This is a genomic window from Pseudomonas zanjanensis, assembly GCF_014268745.2.
Taxonomy (GTDB): Bacteria; Pseudomonadota; Gammaproteobacteria; order Pseudomonadales; family Pseudomonadaceae; genus Aquipseudomonas; species Aquipseudomonas zanjanensis.
This window is the reverse complement of record NZ_JABWRB020000007.1, coordinates 51,816-66,261: the sequence shown is the minus strand read 5'-3', so window position 1 is coordinate 66,261 and position 14,446 is coordinate 51,816. Positions and strand designations below refer to the sequence as shown.

Below are 14,446 nucleotides of genomic sequence, written 5' to 3'. Positions count from 1 at the left end.
CAGTATAGCGACAGCCCCATGACCGGCAAAGCACTGGCGGTGCCCGATGGTCACTGAATGTGGGTAGAATGCGGTTTTTTTCCACCTGCGGGGGTGCGCCTTGCGCGAAATCGTCCTGATAAACATCACTGGCAGCGACCGTCCGGGTCTGACTGCGGCCATTACCGGCGTTCTGGCCCAGGGTGGTGTGAACATTCTAGACATCGGTCAGGCGGTGATCCATGACACGCTGTCGTTCGGCATCCTGGTGGAAATCCCGGACGCCGAACAAAGCAAGTCCGTGCTCAAGGACATCCTGTTCACCGCCTACAAGCTCGACCAGCAGGTGCGCTTCACCCCGGTGGCCGAGGACGATTACCAGCAGTGGGTGGCCGGCCAGGGCAAGAAGCGCCACATCGTGACCCTGTTGACCCGCAAGGTGACCGCCGAGCAATTGCAGCGCGTCAGCTCGATCACCGCCCAATATGGCCTGAACATCGACCACATCGACCGCTTGTCCGGGCGCATGCCCCTGGACACGCCGGCCGACAAGGGCAAGGGCTGCATCGAGTTTTCGGTGCGCGGCGAGCCCGCCGATCCCCAGGCGTTGCGTGCCGAGTTTCTCAGCGTTGCCCAGGAACTGAACGTCGACATCGCCTTCCAGGAAGACTCGCTGTTCCGCCGTAACCGCCGCCTGGCAGTGTTCGACATGGACTCGACGCTGATCGAAGCTGAAGTCATCGACGAACTGGCCAAGGCGGCCGGCGTCGGCGACAAGGTCTCGGCCATCACTGAGCGAGCCATGGCCGGCGAGCTGGATTTTCGCGCCAGCTTCAAGGAGCGCCTGGCCCTGCTACAAGGCCTGGACGTCAGCGTGCTCGACTCCATCGGCGCCTCCCTGCGCCTGACCGAAGGCGCCGAGACCCTGTTCGCCGAACTCAAGCGCCTGGGCTACAAGACCGCCATCCTGTCCGGTGGCTTCACTTACTTCGCCAAGCAATTGCAGGCCAAGCTCGGCATCGACTACGTGTTTGCCAACGAATTGGAAGTGGTGGACGGCAAGGTGACCGGCGTGGCCGTCGAGCCGATCGTCGATGCCCAGCGCAAGGCGGACCTGCTGCGCGAACTGGCGGAAAAAGAAGGCCTGCGCCTGGAGCAGACCATCGCCGTGGGCGACGGCGCCAACGACTTGCCGATGCTGGCGATCGCGGGCCTGGGCGTGGCGTTCCGTGCCAAGCCGCTGGTCAAGCAGTCGGCCCGGCAAGCGATTTCCACCCTGGGGCTGGATGGGGTGTTGTACCTGCTGGGTTTCCGGGATCGGGACGGGCAGCTCTGAATCACACGCCGGTTTGGAGCGCATGCTTTTGTGGCGAGGGAGCTTGCTCCCGCTGGGGCGCGAAGCGGCCCCGAAACCTGACACGCCCGGGGATGTCAGTCTGACCGTATTGGGCCTGCTGCGCAGGCCAGCGGGAGCAAGCTCCCTCGCCACGAAGCGTTCGTGCGCTGTCTACAGCGACTTCCACAACGAATCGAAATTCCCTTCCTGATCGCCGCCGTCCCCGGTTTCGGCCGAGTCTTCCGGGTGGTAGGAAAACTGATTGAAACTGTGCGTGCTGGTCACTCGTCGGTCCAGGCCGGCGCGGCGTTCCTGGCCATTGGTGTTGATCAATACCCGCTGGCCCTCCTGAAATGGCAGGCGTGGGGCGATCATGGTCGGGGGCAGGTCAATCGCACTGATCTCGGGAAGCAACAGCCCGCGCAGATAATGGCCGTGATCATTTTCGTCCCGCACCAGCTGCAGTCCGCACGGCTGGGCATGGGGGGCGACCAGTTCGATACCCATTTGCATGGCGCCGTTGCGCACCTGGCGGATCCAGCGCACCACGGCGACGCTCCAGGCTTGGTCGCTGGCGTCGCGGATGCCGATCATTTCCCCGGCTTGCAGTTGTTCCGGCACTTCCTTGGGCCAGCCTAGGCAGTAGCCGCCAGGGCTGTGGTTGATGATCGGCAGGTCGTAGGTGGGGAAGTGATGCTGGTTGTCGGAGTGACTGCCGTCGTCATCGCTCGGGTTGACCGGGTATTCGATTTCTTCGTAGGGCAGCAGGTCGTTGTCGCCTGTCGGGGCGGCGTCGAAAGCCTGGCTCCAGGTGTCGTTGGTCTTGCTTGGCGTGGCTTCGAAGCGGGCTTTGCGAGCAGTCGGGCTTTTCAGTATTTCGTTGAACGAGCGCTCACCGCCGAGGTAGTAGTGCAGCGCACTCATGCCTACGCACAGCGTCAGCGTGCCATTGCCCTCGGTGCGCTGGAAGCTGCGCTCAGCCGCTTCGCCCCAGGCGGCTTGCAGGTGATGCAAGGTGTCGGCACTCATGCCGCCAGGGACTGGCAAGGTGTTAGCGGCAGGCTGTTCCAAATGTGTGGCAATTGCCCGCACCAGTGGCTGTGGATCGAAGCCCTGCAAGGTCGGCTGTTGTTCGGCGCGGAACTTGGAGCGATAGCGTGGCCCGACATCCAGCTCCGGAGCGACCGCGAACAGGCTGGTAGCGCTGGTGGCAGGGTCCAGCTTGACCCACTGGCTCCAGGATTCGAGCGTTTCGGTCAGTCGCCCGATCTGGCTCTGGCGCAGCTGATTGCTGCGTGATGCGCCCAGCAACAGCGCGACGACATAGGTTTGCTCGGCATTCAGTTGATGAACCTGGCTGGCCAGTTCGTCACTCACGCTCAGGTGCTGTAGCCGGTGCTGGCAGGCGATCCGGTACAACTGATGCAGATCGAGCCAAAGTCCCTCGGGCACAGGGCTGTAAAGTTGGCTGGCACGCAGCAGCGGGCCGTTTAGGGCATGCAGCGCCCGTTGCAACGCGGTGCTCAGCAGGCGGGCGCGGTCCTTGGTGTATTTGGACGCGATACGCGCCACGATCTGTTTGTAGCCCATCGCCAGTTGGGTTTGCAGGGCCTGGCACAGGTTGACGATCTTGCGCGAGCGATCGTCCAGCACGATGGCCTGTTGCAGGAAGTGCCGCTCCAGGTGCTTGCAGACGTAGTACACCTCGGGCCGCAGCAGTTCGAGCAGTTGCAGGCGATTGTCGCTGGGGGTGAGCAGTTGGTTGAGTTCGCCAAGGGCCTGGTACAGCAGGCGAGCGGTCTCGCCGATGTTGGCCTTGGGCAGGTTGGCGATCCAGCGCTTGAGGTCCTTTGGCGTAGCATCGCAGAACGACAGGCGTGATTGTGTCGGGGTCAGGACGCGCAATAGCTGGAGAGGGCTGGTCTCATTCATGCCGTGGACAGGCTCCGGCGGGAAACGAAAAGGATGTATCCAACTCTAGCAGGTGTAGCCGAAAGATCATGCTACCGCGACCCCTGGTGACTAGTCCTGCAGGCGGCCCATTGAAACGGGATCGTATTCCTTCATTTCACCAACGCTTCGGGTGATGTACAGGTGGTTGGCCGGGATGCTCTTGTTGACGAAGGCGCCTGCGCCAATGATCACATTGTCACCCAGCTCCAAATGGTCAGCGATGATGCAGGCATGAGCATGTATCCGGACGCCGTCGCCAATGCGCAATACTGCGGTATCGCTTTGCCCCTTGATACCCAGCGTGCAGTTCTGCCAGATCTTGAAATTTTTTCCAATGATGGCGTGCGATGTGATGACGATTCCATTCGGATGGGCAATCCATAGGCCTTCCCCGACGGTGGCGCCCAGCATGATCTCTACATTGAACTGGCGGCTGATGCGTTCGTTGAGCAGCTTGCCGCGCCGTCTCCAGAATTTGCTGTCCTGCTGGTGCATGGCGTATGCCAGGCGGAACCAGAAAAGGTAGCGGTACCTGTTGATGCGCTGACATTTTTGGTAAAGCCGTCTCCACCTGAACGGTTTATCGAGACCGCCGAGGATTTCGATATGCCAGTAGCGTTTGGCTGATCGGAAAATATCAAGAAGCATCGACGCCCTCTTTGCCGCGAGGTGTGCTGGGTACGAACCTCTGGGACAGAATCATTCCAATAGGCAGCCAGAAAACGATCCAATAGACGCCAGGCCTGTTGAACACCGTGTGGTAGTCGAATAGAGCCGTTACAACCCCAAAGATAAGCAGGGGCAAGCCTACCGAACCGACGGGATGGTGCCAGGTCTTCCTGTCGATCGCGCGCTTGAAAACATAGGCGATGGCCAGCAATAACAGTACTGCACCTGTCACGCCGAATTCGTAAAAATACTGTAGGAAGAGATTGTGGACTTGGTTGTAGCAATGCACTTCGGATATGCAGATATCAAAATTACTGCCCGCCCCGGCACCAAACAGCCAGAACTCGTCAATGCGGTCTAGCCAGCCTGCCCAGATTACGTCGCGAAGGTTGAAGCCACGACTTTGCTGTTTGACGATGACGGGCCATAGCCATACTGACATTGCAAGGAATATTACGCCGGCCAGGCACAACCATTTCCTCGACCTCAAACTATGGTGAAGAAGAATGCTTGTAGCGATTGCCAAGCCATATCCAAGCCAGACGGCTCTTGAAAGCGTGCAGAACAGGTACAGCGAAAGGCCTAGCACACAGGCCATGAACAACGTTCTGACCCACGGTCCGAAGGTTTTGGTCATTAACAAGTGGAACCCGTAAATGCCGAAGAACCCGTAATACAGCGCCGCAATGATGGGGTTCTTGAAGTTGGCATAGTTGCCATAGCCCAATTTGTATAAACGTTTGCCAGAGAAAAAAATGTTCTGGTCTTGCTGGGTGAAGTGGATGATCAAACCGGCAATCGCAAATAAACCCGCGATCACAAAGGCAAACGTCAGGCATTTCTCAAGCAGTTCTTCCCGGGCCAGTATATGAATCGCGCTCAGGTACAACATTACGTACAACACGGTTTTGAATTGTCCGTAGGCGGAGGCTTCGGACCCGGGATTCAGCAGCGCTACCAGCAGCGAAAAGACCAGTACCAGCAGTACCGGCCAGTAGGGCTTTTGGACAATGCCTTGACGTAGGCGCGCATCGAGCACACATAAAAGCAACGCGGGTATAAAAAGACTCGCGTTGGATATCGTGGTGTAAGTGCTGCCGTCGGTAATGAACAGCAGTCCCGTCAGGTGCGCAGTGAAGCCGATCATCAAGACAAGCAAGGTGAATCTGGAAAAAGCCGAACGTGTCATACCTATTCCAAGGGTAGTGAAAGGGGGCCAGGACAAAACTCCAAGGCGTAGTGTGGCAGCGTCGGCGAGGGTAGCGACTCATGTTGATTGCGCCGCTAGCTATCTCATCAAGCGTTGGGTAGTGCCAGTCCTTGACCCATCTGCACCGGTGAACCGGCCACCAGGTCCTCGGCCCATTTCACCTGGTCCGGACCGAACAGCACGATGGCGGTCGAACCCAGCTTGAAGCGCCCCAGTTCGGCACCTTTTTCCAGATGAATCGGCGCACGTGCGGCTTCGTCGTAACGGAAGGTTTTCAGCTCGCGCTTGGGCGGCGTCACCAGCCCGGCCCAGACGGTTTCGATGGAGGCCACGATCATCGCGCCCACCAGCACCACGGCCATCGGTCCACGCTCGGTGTCGAAAATGCACGCGACGCGCTCGTTACGGGCAAACAGCTCCGGCACGTTTTCGGCAGTGGTCTGGTTGACCGAGAAAATCCGCCCGGGGATGTAGACCATTTCCCGCAGGGTGCCCGCCAGTGGCATGTGCACGCGGTGGTAGTCCTTGGGAGACAGGTAGATGGTGGCGAAATCGCCACCCATGAACGGCGCTGCGTTGGCCGCGTCACCGCCCAGCAGTTCCAGCACGCTGAAGCTGTGGCCCTTGGCCTGGAATACCCGGCCGTGCTCGATCGGGCCGAGCTGGCTGACGGCACCGTCGGCGGGGCTGAGAATCGCGCCCGGGGTTTCGTCCAGCGGGCGGGCGCCGTCCTTCAGGGCGCGGGTGAAGAAGGCGTTGAAATGCTCGTAGGCCGTCAGGTCTTCCACCAGGGCCTGGGACATGTCCACTTGGTAGCGCTTGGCAAACCATGTGGTGAAGGCGTTCTTGAACCAGCGCACGCGGCATTCGGCAATGCAGCCGGCTAGCCGCGATAGCAGGTGGTGGGGCAGCAGGTATTGGGTGAGGATGAATAAACGGTTTTTCATTAACTGTCCTTAAGAACCTTCAAAGCTCGATGGGTGTGTCGGGGTGGTTGCCCCATTCGCCCCAGGAACCGGCATAGCCTTTGACCCGTGGATAACCGAGCGCCTTGGCCACCAGGTAGGTGAAGCCAGAGCGGTGGTGAGTCTGGCAGTGGGTGATGATTTCTTTATCAGGGGTGATGCCCAATCGTTCGAGGATTTGCGGCATGTCTTTGCGGATGCGCAGGTTGCGCGCCTTGTCCATGCCGGCGGTCCATTCGAAATTGACCGCGCCGGGAATGTGTCCGCCCCGGGCCGCGACGACTTTTTCGCCGGAGTATTCCAGCGGGCCGCGCGCGTCCCAGATGGCCAGGTCGGCAGCGCCGAGACGGCTTTGCAGGTATTCACGGGTGGCGGTGGGCGCGTCGTGCAGCGTCAGGCTGATCGGACCTGCAACGGGTGCAGGGACGTCGATGGACACCGGCAGGCCCTCGTCCAGCCACGACAGCAAGCCGCCGTCGAGGTAGTGGTAGTTCCCGTGGCCGATCACGTCCAGCAACCAGATAAACCGCCCGGCCCAGCCGCCGCCTTCATCGTCATAGACCACGTAGACCGCATCCGGGTTGTGCCCGAGCTCACCGAAGAGGGCATCGAGGTCGGCCTTGGCCGGCAGCAGGCCCGGCGCCGGCGGTTGGCCGAGCTGGGTGCGCTTGGGGTCGACGAAACGTGCGCCGGGGATATGCCCGGTGCCGTAGCGGGCGGCGCTGGTCAGGTCCACCAGAATCAGTTCGCGGGCGTCGAGGCGCGGCAGCAGCTCGCTCGGCTCGATCACCAACGGCAAGCCAGAGAAGTCAGGCATGTGAGGTCTCCAGGGGCACAAAGGGAAAGGATTGTATCAAGTTCAGCGGCCGCGGTTGGTAAAGGTATGCAGGGCCCTTTCGATGCATTGCACGGTTTTGCCGAAGGCTTGCACGGTCACGTCCGAGAACGGCCCGCCGCCCTGGTCCACCGCCACCAGCATGATCACCCGGCCATTGCAGGTCAGTGAGCGCAACAGCAGGTGTTCGCCGCGGAACAGGCTGCGCAGGCCCGGCGGTAATAGCGCCGAAAACTGCGCGTTGTTGTCCGGGTTCAGGCGAACCTGGGCCTGCTGGGCCAGTAATCGTTGCAAGATTTTGCTCTGGCTGATGGTAAAGCTCATGGCCGCGGCTTCCTTGGGCAAACCGGCGGTCTGGTGAGCGCGCACGCTGGTCTGGCTGCGGTCAGCCATCAGGATCATCACCCGGCGCATGCCACAGGCCACCAGGGCGTCCCGTGCCGACGTGGTCAGGTGCATGGCGTTGAGGAAGGGGCTCGGCTCCACCAGCATGGCGGAACATTGCTTGCGCCACTGGCTCAGGTCCTGGGCGCTGGGCGGCGCGGCGGGCAGCAAGCCGGGGTGGATACGGCGGCTGCCCCAAGGCCAGATCAGCGCCACGGCCGGGTGCCAGAGGTCCGGCATGGCGTGATGACGTGCGCTGTTGGCGGCTTGTTGGTGCAACTGCTGCTGGATTTCATCCATCGACATTTGCAGATACAAACTGGTGAGGTACTGCCAGCGAGTGTTGTGAGGGCTGTCCCAGGCCTGCTGCGCCGCGAGGGCCAGGCCGTTGGCCAGCAACACGGTGTTGGCCGGCTGGTTGAGCCAGCGCCGCAGGGTTGGGTCGTCGTCCAGGCGATTCTGCTGGCGCAGCGGATGTTCGCTGTCCCGGGCGATGCGCAGGACTTTCACCAGTTCGCGGCGTTCGTTGAGCAACAGGCGATAACCTTGCGCCACCCAGATCGGCAAACGCCAGGTCTCCACCAGCGCCAGGCAGATCTCCAGCAGGCGGACGCCGAACAGTTCGCGCTCGACCTTGCGTGCGGACTCGCCTTTATGGACGACCCGCAATTCCCATTCCCCGAGCAACCGTGGGTGAGTCAAGGCCAGGGGCCAAAGCGGCGACAGGAACAACAGGCTGCCCCAGTGGATGTCTTGCCACAGCCGCGCCAGGCGGCTGGCGAAAAAACCATTGGCCTGTTGCGTGGCATGCTGGCTGATCAATTGCAGCTGGCGCAAGGCAACAGGGATTTCGTGCCCCGGCAATGACGGCAGGCGGGCGAGCAACTCCTCGGTGCGCTTGAGGCCGAGGCGGTTGATGGCCACTTCGAGATTTTCCGCAGGCTCAGCGAGGCTGCCATGGGTGTGATGGTTGGCCTCGCGGATGACGCTCAGGGCCAGCGCGGGGCTGTCCTGCATCAGGTCGGCGATGTCGCGCAATGAGCGACGGCTATCGGCGAGGGCCTTGCAGACCAGGTCGTGGCTGGCCTGGGGCACCGGCAGATGCACGCCGTTGAGCAGCTTCACCCAGCCGTCGAGGGTGGTCGGTCGGGGCGTTGGAACCTTGGTTTCGTTAGTCATGGCTGGACGTGATCATCGTATGAATTCTCTACGCCCGGAACGGGGCTAATTGGCTTTTCGCCAGAACAGCCTATAGTCTGGCGCAGTTTTGCCGATAAGTAGAAGAAGAGATTTTTCAGCTTCCGAATATGACCTTGAACCCGACTTAAGTAAGTACTTTCTATCTATGGCTAAAATTATCGGCATCATTGTCGTGTTCGCGAGCGTGCTCGGCGGATACGTGCTCTCCCACGGCAAGATCGCCGCCCTGATCCAACCCTTCGAGGTGTTGATCATCGGTGGCGCGGCCCTCGGTGCATTCTTGCAGGCCAACCCTGGCTATATGACGATGCACGTGCTCAAGAAATCCTTGAGCATGTTCGGCTCGCGTTTCAGCCACACCTTCTATCTGGAGGTGCTGGGGCTGATCTACGAAATCCTCAATAAAAGCCGCCGCGAAGGCATGATGGCGATCGAAGGCGACATCGAAGACGCCGCCGCCAGCCCGATTTTCGCCAAGTATCCGTCGGTGCTGAAGGATGACCGCATGACGGCGTTCATCTGTGATTACCTGCGCATCATGTCGTCCGGCAACATGGCGCCCCATGAGCTCGAAGGCCTGTTCGACATGGAACTGTACAGCCTCAAGGAAGACCTGGAGCACCCGTCCCACGCGGTCAACGGCATCGCCGACGGCATGCCTGGCTTCGGTATCGTCGCGGCGGTATTGGGGATCGTGGTGACCATGGCCTCCCTGGGCGAAGGCGACCAGGCGTCCATCGGCCTGCACGTGGGTGCGGCGCTGGTAGGTACCTTCTTCGGTATTTTGGCCGCCTATGGCTTCTTCGGCCCGCTGGCCCATTCCCTGGCCCATGATGCCAAGGAAGAACTCAACGTCTACGAAGCCATCAAGGCGTCCCTGGTGGCCTCGGCCTCGGGCATGCCGCCATCGCTGGCGGTGGAATTCGGTCGCAAGGTCCTGTACCCGGCGCACCGTCCAAGCTTCGCCGAGCTGGAACAAGCGGTTCGCGGTCGCTAAGTCATGGAAAATAACCAGCCGATCATCGTCAAGCGCATCAAGCGCATTGCCGGCGGGCACCATGGCGGTGCCTGGAAAATTGCCTTCGCCGACTTCGCCACGGCGATGATGGCGTTCTTCCTGGTGCTGTGGCTGCTGTCCACGGCAACCCCGGAACAGAAGATCGCCATCGCCGGTTACTTCAAGGACCCGGTCGGCTTTTCCGAAAGCGGCACGCCCTACATCATCGACCTGGGCGGCTCGCCGACCCTGGCGCCGGACACGACCCTCAATCCCGAGGTCAAGTCCCAGCCCCAGCCCGACAAGGTCACGGTGGATTCCGAGCAGGTCGAGGGCATGGCCGAGCAGGTCGAGCGCGAGCGTTTGGAGTTGCTGCTGCAGGAATTGCAGAACAAGGTCGAAGAGAACCCGGAGCTGCAGAAGTTCAAGGACCAGATCCTGTTCGAAATTACCCCGAACGGCTTGCGCATCCAGATCATGGACGCCGAGAACCGGCCGATGTTCGATTCTGGCAGCGCACGTCTGAAGCCTTATTTCGAAGATATCCTGCTGGCCATGGCCGACACCATCAAGGCGGTGCCGAACAAAATCAGCATCAGTGGTCATACCGATGCCAAGCCTTACATCGGTAAGGGTGACTACGGAAACTGGGAATTGTCCGCCAACCGCGCCAACGCGGCCCGTCGCGCCCTGGTGGCCGGCAGCTATCCGGACGAGCAGGTGGCACGGGTGGTCGGTTATGCCTCTTCGGCGCTGTTCGACCGCAAGGACCCGTTCAACCCGGTCAACCGGCGCATCGACATCGTGGTGTTGACCAAGAAGGCGCAGAAAGCCATCGAGGGCTCACAAACCGACGATCCGGCGCCCGATTCGGTTCCGGGCGAGGGTGCACCGGGTGAAGTGCCAGCTCCACAGGCTACGCCAGGTGCAGCGGTCGATCCGAATGCGTTGCCGGCGGACCAGCAACCCGTACCGGCCCATGAGCTGCGCGAGCGGCTGAACCTGTTCGACGACACCGCACCGAAACCGGCCGAGCCGCCGGCGCAGTGACCCACAAAAAAGCCGACCTCGATGTCGGCTTTTTTGTGGGTCCACTGTTTACTTGAGGATTGCTTGCCTTTGTGGCGAGGGAGCTTGCTCCCGCTCGGCTGCGCAGCAGTCGCAAGACCGGACAACTCGGTCTGGCTGGAGACTGTTGGGGCCTGCTTCGCAGTCCAGCGGGAGCAAGCTCCCTCGCCACAAGAGTGATCGGCTTGATACTGCGTGCAGGTCAATAACTGCTTTCCGGCAGGCTGGCGATGATCGAGCGGTAGCTGTTCATCCGTTGCTGATGCACGCGACCTTCTTCCAGGGCCTTGAGCAGGGCGCAACCGGGTTCGCGGTCGTGCTTGCAGTCGCGGAAGCGGCAGGTACCGATCAGCTCGTTGAACTCGATGAACCCGGCTTCGACATCGGCCCGGCTGACGTGGCCCAGGCCGAATTCGCGGATACCCGGCGAGTCGATCAGTTCACCGCCACCAGGGAAGTGGAACAGCCGCGCCGTGGTCGTGGTGTGGGTGCCTTGGCCGGACAGCTCGGACAACGGCCCGACGCGGGTCTCGACTTCCGGCAGCAGGCTGTTGACCAACGAAGACTTGCCGACGCCGGACTGGCCGACGAACACACTGATGCGCCCGTCCAACTGCTGTTGCAATTGTTCCATGCCGTTACCGTGGTGGGCCGAGACTTCCAGCACCGGATAACCCAAGTCCCGGTAGACCGACAGCAGGGCGTTCAGCGCCGGGGCGTTGTGTTCGTCGATCAGGTCGAACTTGTTGAGCAGCAGCAACGGGCGGATGCCGGCGTGCTCGGCGGCCACCAGGTAGCGGTCGATCAGGTTGGCGTGGGGCTCGGGCAACGGCGCGAACACAATAACGATCATGTCGACGTTGGCGGCCACGGGCTTGAGCTGGCCCCGGCTGTCCGGGCGGCATAGCTCGGTGTGGCGCGGCAGTTGCGCGACAATCACGCCGATGCCCTGGTTGCCGGCACGCCAGACCACCTGGTCGCCCGTCACCAGCGCCGGCAGGTTGGCGCGCAAGTGGCAGCGGAACACCTGGCCGGCCAGTTCGCCTTCCTGGGCCTCGACCTCGACCTGCACGCCGAAGTGGGCGATCACCAGGCCGGTCTGTTCAGGACCCAGGTCGCCACCCTCCAGGGCTTCGACAGCACTGGATTCGCGTTTGGCGGCGCGGGCGGCGCGCTCACCCTGGATCTTTTCGATGCGCCAGTTTTGACGACGATTGAGTTGGCGTTTGGCCATGGGTGTTCCGTATGAAGAAATACAGCGAATAGGGTAAAACGGCGGCGAGTTTAGCACGCCCAAGGGGCTGCCTAGGCTAAACTGCGTGGCTACGCCGAGGAGCCTCCCTATGCAAAACCCGCAGAACCTGATCTGGATCGACCTGGAAATGACCGGTCTGAACCCTGACACTGACGTCATCATCGAAATGGCCACCATCGTCACCGACAGCGACCTCAACACCCTGGCCGAGGGCCCGGTGATCGCGATCCATCACAGCGACGAGATCCTGGCCGGCATGGACGAGTGGAACACCCGCCAGCACGGCGGCTCGGGCCTGACCCAGCGGGTGCGCGAGAGCAAGATCAGCATGGCCGAAGCCGAAGCCCAGACCCTCGCGTTCCTGGAGCAGTGGGTGCCCAAGGGCAAGTCGCCGATCTGTGGCAACAGCATCTGCCAGGATCGTCGCTTCCTTTATACCCACATGAAATCCCTGGAAAGCTACTTCCACTACCGCAACCTGGACGTCTCCACCCTCAAGGAACTGGCCGCCCGCTGGGCACCGGAAGTGCGCGACAGCTTCCAGAAAGGCAGCACCCACCTGGCCCTGGACGACATCCGCGAGTCCATTGCCGAGTTGCAGCATTACCGTAAGCACTTCATCAAGTTCTGAGTCGACTCGAAGGCTACTGCGGCGAGACAGCTTTTGTGGCGAGGGAGCTTGCTCCCGCTGGCCTGCGAAGCAGGCCCCAACAGTTTTCCAGGAAGACCGAATTGTCTGGTTTGCGGCTGCTGCGCAGCCGAGCGGGAGCAAGCTCCCTCGCCACAAGGAGTTGTTTGGGCTTGGCTGCATGGTGTTCAGGCAGAAGACGGGGCCGCGCCCTCTTTTGGTGCCAGCCCAAACTGGCTAGACTGCGCGCCTTCTCGTATGGACCGCCATCATGTTGCTGATGCTTTATCTGATCGCCATCACCGCTGAAGCCATGACCGGCGCCTTGTCTGCCGGGCGGCGGGGCATGGACTGGTTCGGCGTGGTGCTGATCGCCTGTGTCACGGCGCTGGGTGGCGGCTCGGTGCGCGACGTGTTGCTCGGTCATTACCCGCTTACGTGGGTCAAGCATCCGGAATACCTGGTGCTGACCACCGCGGCGGCGATGTTGACGGTGTTCATGGCGCGCTGGATGCGCCATCTGCGCTCACTGTTCCTGGTGCTCGACGCCGTGGGCCTGGTGGCGTTCACGCTGATCGGTTGCATGACGGCCCTGGAAATGGGCCATGGCATGCTGGTGGCGTCGGTTAGCGGGGTGATTACCGGGGTGTTCGGTGGCATTCTGCGGGACATCTTTTGCAACGATATTCCGCTGATCTTCCGTCGCGAACTCTACGCCAGCGTCTCGTTTGCCGCGGCGTGGTGTTATCTGCTGTGTGTCTTCCTGCAACTGCCGAACGAGCAGGCGATCCTCATCACCTTGTTTGGCGGTTTCCTGCTGCGGCTCCTGGCAATTCGCTTTCACTGGGAAATGCCGAAGTTCGTCTACAACGACGAAGTCTGACGCTCGGCATGTTGGCGTAACGCCCATTCCACATGCTCGCGCACCAGCTCCGACGGATAGTCACGCCGCGCCTCCAGCGCTTGCAGCACGGGAATCGTCGACGGCGCATTGCCCAGGCCCACCGCCAGATTGCGCAGCCAGCGTTCGTAACCGGCACGGCGCAGCGGTGAACCTTCGGTGCTGCTGAGAAATGTGTCTTCGTCCCACAGGAACAACTCGGCCAGCCCGGCATTGTCCAGGTTGTGCCGCGGCTTGAAATCGCTTTCCCCCGACGGACGGGCGAAGCGGTTCCACGGGCAGACAATCTGGCAATCGTCGCAGCCGAACACCCGGTTGCCGATCAGTGGCCGCAACTCTTCGGGAATGGCGCTTTTCAGCTCGATGGTCAGGTAGGAAATGCAGCGGCGGGCATCGAGCACGTAGGGCCCGACGAAGGCATTCGTCGGACAAATGTCCAGGCACGCGGTGCATTTTCCGCAATGTTCGGTGCCGTGGGGCGGGTCTGTCGGCAGCGGCAAGTCGACGAACAGCTCGCTCAGGAAAAAATAACTGCCGGCCTTGCGGTTCAATACCAGGGTGTTTTTACCGATCCAGCCCAGGCCGGCCTGTTCGGCGATGGCTTTTTCCAGGACCGGCGCGCTGTCGACGAAGGCGCGGTAGCCAAAGGGACCGATGACCGCCTGGATTTTTTCCGCCAATTGTTGCACGCGTTTACGGATCAATTTGTGGTAATCGCGGCCCAACGCATAACGCGAGACGTAGGCTTTTTCCGGTTGGCCGAGCATCTGCGCCATCTGGGTGTCGCCCGGCAGGTAATCCATGCGCAGGGACACCACGCGTAATGTGCCGGGCACCAATTCCTCGGGGTGCGAGCGTTTGCTGCCATGGGCGCCCATGTAGTCCATTTCGCCGTGGTAGCCGGCCTCGAGCCAGCGTTGCAGGTGTTGCTCATGCTCGGCCAAGTCCAGGCCGCTGATGCCGACCTGCTGGAAACCCAGCTCGCGGCCCCATTCCTTGATGGATTGGGCGAGGGCGGGGAGGTCTGTGGGAATGGCAGGCATGAGGCGAGAGAAACCAGAGCTGA

The 14,446-nt window shown here is 61.4% G+C and carries 13 protein-coding genes; 5 read left to right on the top strand and 8 right to left on the bottom strand.

Features of this window, described 5'->3' with window-relative positions; translation table 11 throughout:
* Window positions 1-100: 100 nt before the first annotated feature.
* Window positions 101-1,315, top strand: coding sequence for a phosphoserine phosphatase SerB (serB, locus tag HU715_RS25725; RefSeq protein WP_186708013.1), 1,215 nt, complete (start codon window positions 101-103; stop codon window positions 1,313-1,315).
* Window positions 1,316-1,486: 171 nt separating this feature from the next.
* On the opposite strand, the gene HU715_RS25720 is transcribed toward serB, so the two are convergent.
* The 6 genes from HU715_RS25720 to HU715_RS25695 form a co-directional block, all read right to left on the bottom strand.
* The gene (locus tag HU715_RS25720) at window positions 1,487-3,247 is read right to left on the bottom strand and encodes a cyclic-di-GMP receptor FimW-related protein (RefSeq protein WP_186708011.1); all 1,761 of its coding nucleotides are present in this window, start codon (window positions 3,245-3,247) and stop codon (window positions 1,487-1,489) included.
* A 90-nt stretch (window positions 3,248-3,337) separates the two neighbouring features.
* Window positions 3,338-3,916 carry a serine acetyltransferase gene (locus HU715_RS25715; protein WP_186708009.1) on the bottom strand — a complete coding sequence of 193 codons (579 nt, stop codon included), beginning with the start codon at window positions 3,914-3,916 and terminating at the stop codon, window positions 3,338-3,340.
* A complete protein-coding gene (locus tag HU715_RS25710; RefSeq protein ID WP_186708007.1) occupies window positions 3,906-5,126 on the bottom strand; it encodes an O-antigen ligase family protein in 1,221 nt (406 codons plus the stop codon). The genes HU715_RS25715 and HU715_RS25710 overlap by 11 nt, the downstream gene beginning before the upstream one ends.
* Before the next feature lie 107 nt (window positions 5,127-5,233).
* Window positions 5,234-6,094 carry an archaetidylserine decarboxylase gene (gene asd / locus HU715_RS25705; RefSeq protein WP_186708005.1) on the bottom strand — a complete coding sequence of 287 codons (861 nt, stop codon included), beginning with the start codon at window positions 6,092-6,094 and terminating at the stop codon, window positions 5,234-5,236.
* 19 nt (window positions 6,095-6,113) lie between these two features.
* On the bottom strand, window positions 6,114-6,929 hold the full coding sequence (locus tag HU715_RS25700; RefSeq protein ID WP_186708003.1) for a rhodanese-like domain-containing protein: 816 nt from the start codon (window positions 6,927-6,929) through the stop codon (window positions 6,114-6,116).
* Window positions 6,930-6,971: 42 nt separating this feature from the next.
* A complete protein-coding gene (locus HU715_RS25695; protein WP_186708001.1) occupies window positions 6,972-8,510 on the bottom strand; it encodes an HDOD domain-containing protein in 1,539 nt (512 codons plus the stop codon).
* 166 nt (window positions 8,511-8,676) lie between these two features.
* Between HU715_RS25695 and motA the strand changes: the two genes are divergently transcribed.
* Together motA and motB are read left to right on the top strand one after the other, a co-directional pair.
* Window positions 8,677-9,528: a flagellar motor stator protein MotA gene (gene motA, locus HU715_RS25690; protein ID WP_186707998.1), complete on the top strand. Its 852-nt coding sequence runs from the start codon at window positions 8,677-8,679 to the stop codon at window positions 9,526-9,528.
* A gap of 3 nt (window positions 9,529-9,531) precedes the next feature.
* Window positions 9,532-10,578, top strand: coding sequence for a flagellar motor protein MotB (gene motB, locus HU715_RS25685; protein ID WP_186707996.1), 1,047 nt, complete (start codon window positions 9,532-9,534; stop codon window positions 10,576-10,578).
* 220 nt (window positions 10,579-10,798) lie between these two features.
* Here motB and rsgA read toward each other — a convergent pair whose 3' ends face one another.
* Window positions 10,799-11,830 carry a small ribosomal subunit biogenesis GTPase RsgA gene (gene rsgA / locus HU715_RS25680; protein WP_072407102.1) on the bottom strand — a complete coding sequence of 344 codons (1,032 nt, stop codon included), beginning with the start codon at window positions 11,828-11,830 and terminating at the stop codon, window positions 10,799-10,801.
* Window positions 11,831-11,939: 109 nt separating this feature from the next.
* Between rsgA and orn the strand changes: the two genes are divergently transcribed.
* On the top strand, window positions 11,940-12,482 hold the full coding sequence (orn, locus tag HU715_RS25675; protein ID WP_122567314.1) for an oligoribonuclease: 543 nt from the start codon (window positions 11,940-11,942) through the stop codon (window positions 12,480-12,482).
* Between the two features lie 265 nt (window positions 12,483-12,747).
* Window positions 12,748-13,362 carry a TRIC cation channel family protein gene (locus HU715_RS25670; RefSeq protein WP_186708082.1) on the top strand — a complete coding sequence of 205 codons (615 nt, stop codon included), beginning with the start codon at window positions 12,748-12,750 and terminating at the stop codon, window positions 13,360-13,362.
* On the opposite strand, the gene queG is transcribed toward HU715_RS25670, so the two are convergent.
* Entirely contained in the window at window positions 13,344-14,423 is a 1,080-nt protein-coding gene (gene queG, locus HU715_RS25665; RefSeq protein ID WP_186707994.1) for a tRNA epoxyqueuosine(34) reductase QueG, read from the bottom strand. The genes HU715_RS25670 and queG overlap by 19 nt on opposite strands.
* Window positions 14,424-14,446: the final 23 nt, after the last annotated feature.

Coding starts and splice junctions, on each gene's coding strand:
- orn (WP_122567314.1), top strand. CDS start 11,940: ATGCAAAACCCGCAGAACCTGATCTGGATCGACCTGGAAATGACCGGT.
- HU715_RS25700 (WP_186708003.1), bottom strand. CDS start 6,929: ATGCCTGACTTCTCTGGCTTGCCGTTGGTGATCGAGCCGAGCGAGCTG.
- HU715_RS25720 (WP_186708011.1), bottom strand. CDS start 3,247: ATGAATGAGACCAGCCCTCTCCAGCTATTGCGCGTCCTGACCCCGACA.
- asd (WP_186708005.1), bottom strand. CDS start 6,094: ATGAAAAACCGTTTATTCATCCTCACCCAATACCTGCTGCCCCACCAC.
- HU715_RS25715 (WP_186708009.1), bottom strand. CDS start 3,916: ATGCTTCTTGATATTTTCCGATCAGCCAAACGCTACTGGCATATCGAA.
- motA (WP_186707998.1), top strand. CDS start 8,677: ATGGCTAAAATTATCGGCATCATTGTCGTGTTCGCGAGCGTGCTCGGC.
- motB (WP_186707996.1), top strand. CDS start 9,532: ATGGAAAATAACCAGCCGATCATCGTCAAGCGCATCAAGCGCATTGCC.
- HU715_RS25710 (WP_186708007.1), bottom strand. CDS start 5,126: ATGACACGTTCGGCTTTTTCCAGATTCACCTTGCTTGTCTTGATGATC.
- queG (WP_186707994.1), bottom strand. CDS start 14,423: ATGCCTGCCATTCCCACAGACCTCCCCGCCCTCGCCCAATCCATCAAG.
- rsgA (WP_072407102.1), bottom strand. CDS start 11,830: ATGGCCAAACGCCAACTCAATCGTCGTCAAAACTGGCGCATCGAAAAG.
- HU715_RS25695 (WP_186708001.1), bottom strand. CDS start 8,510: ATGACTAACGAAACCAAGGTTCCAACGCCCCGACCGACCACCCTCGAC.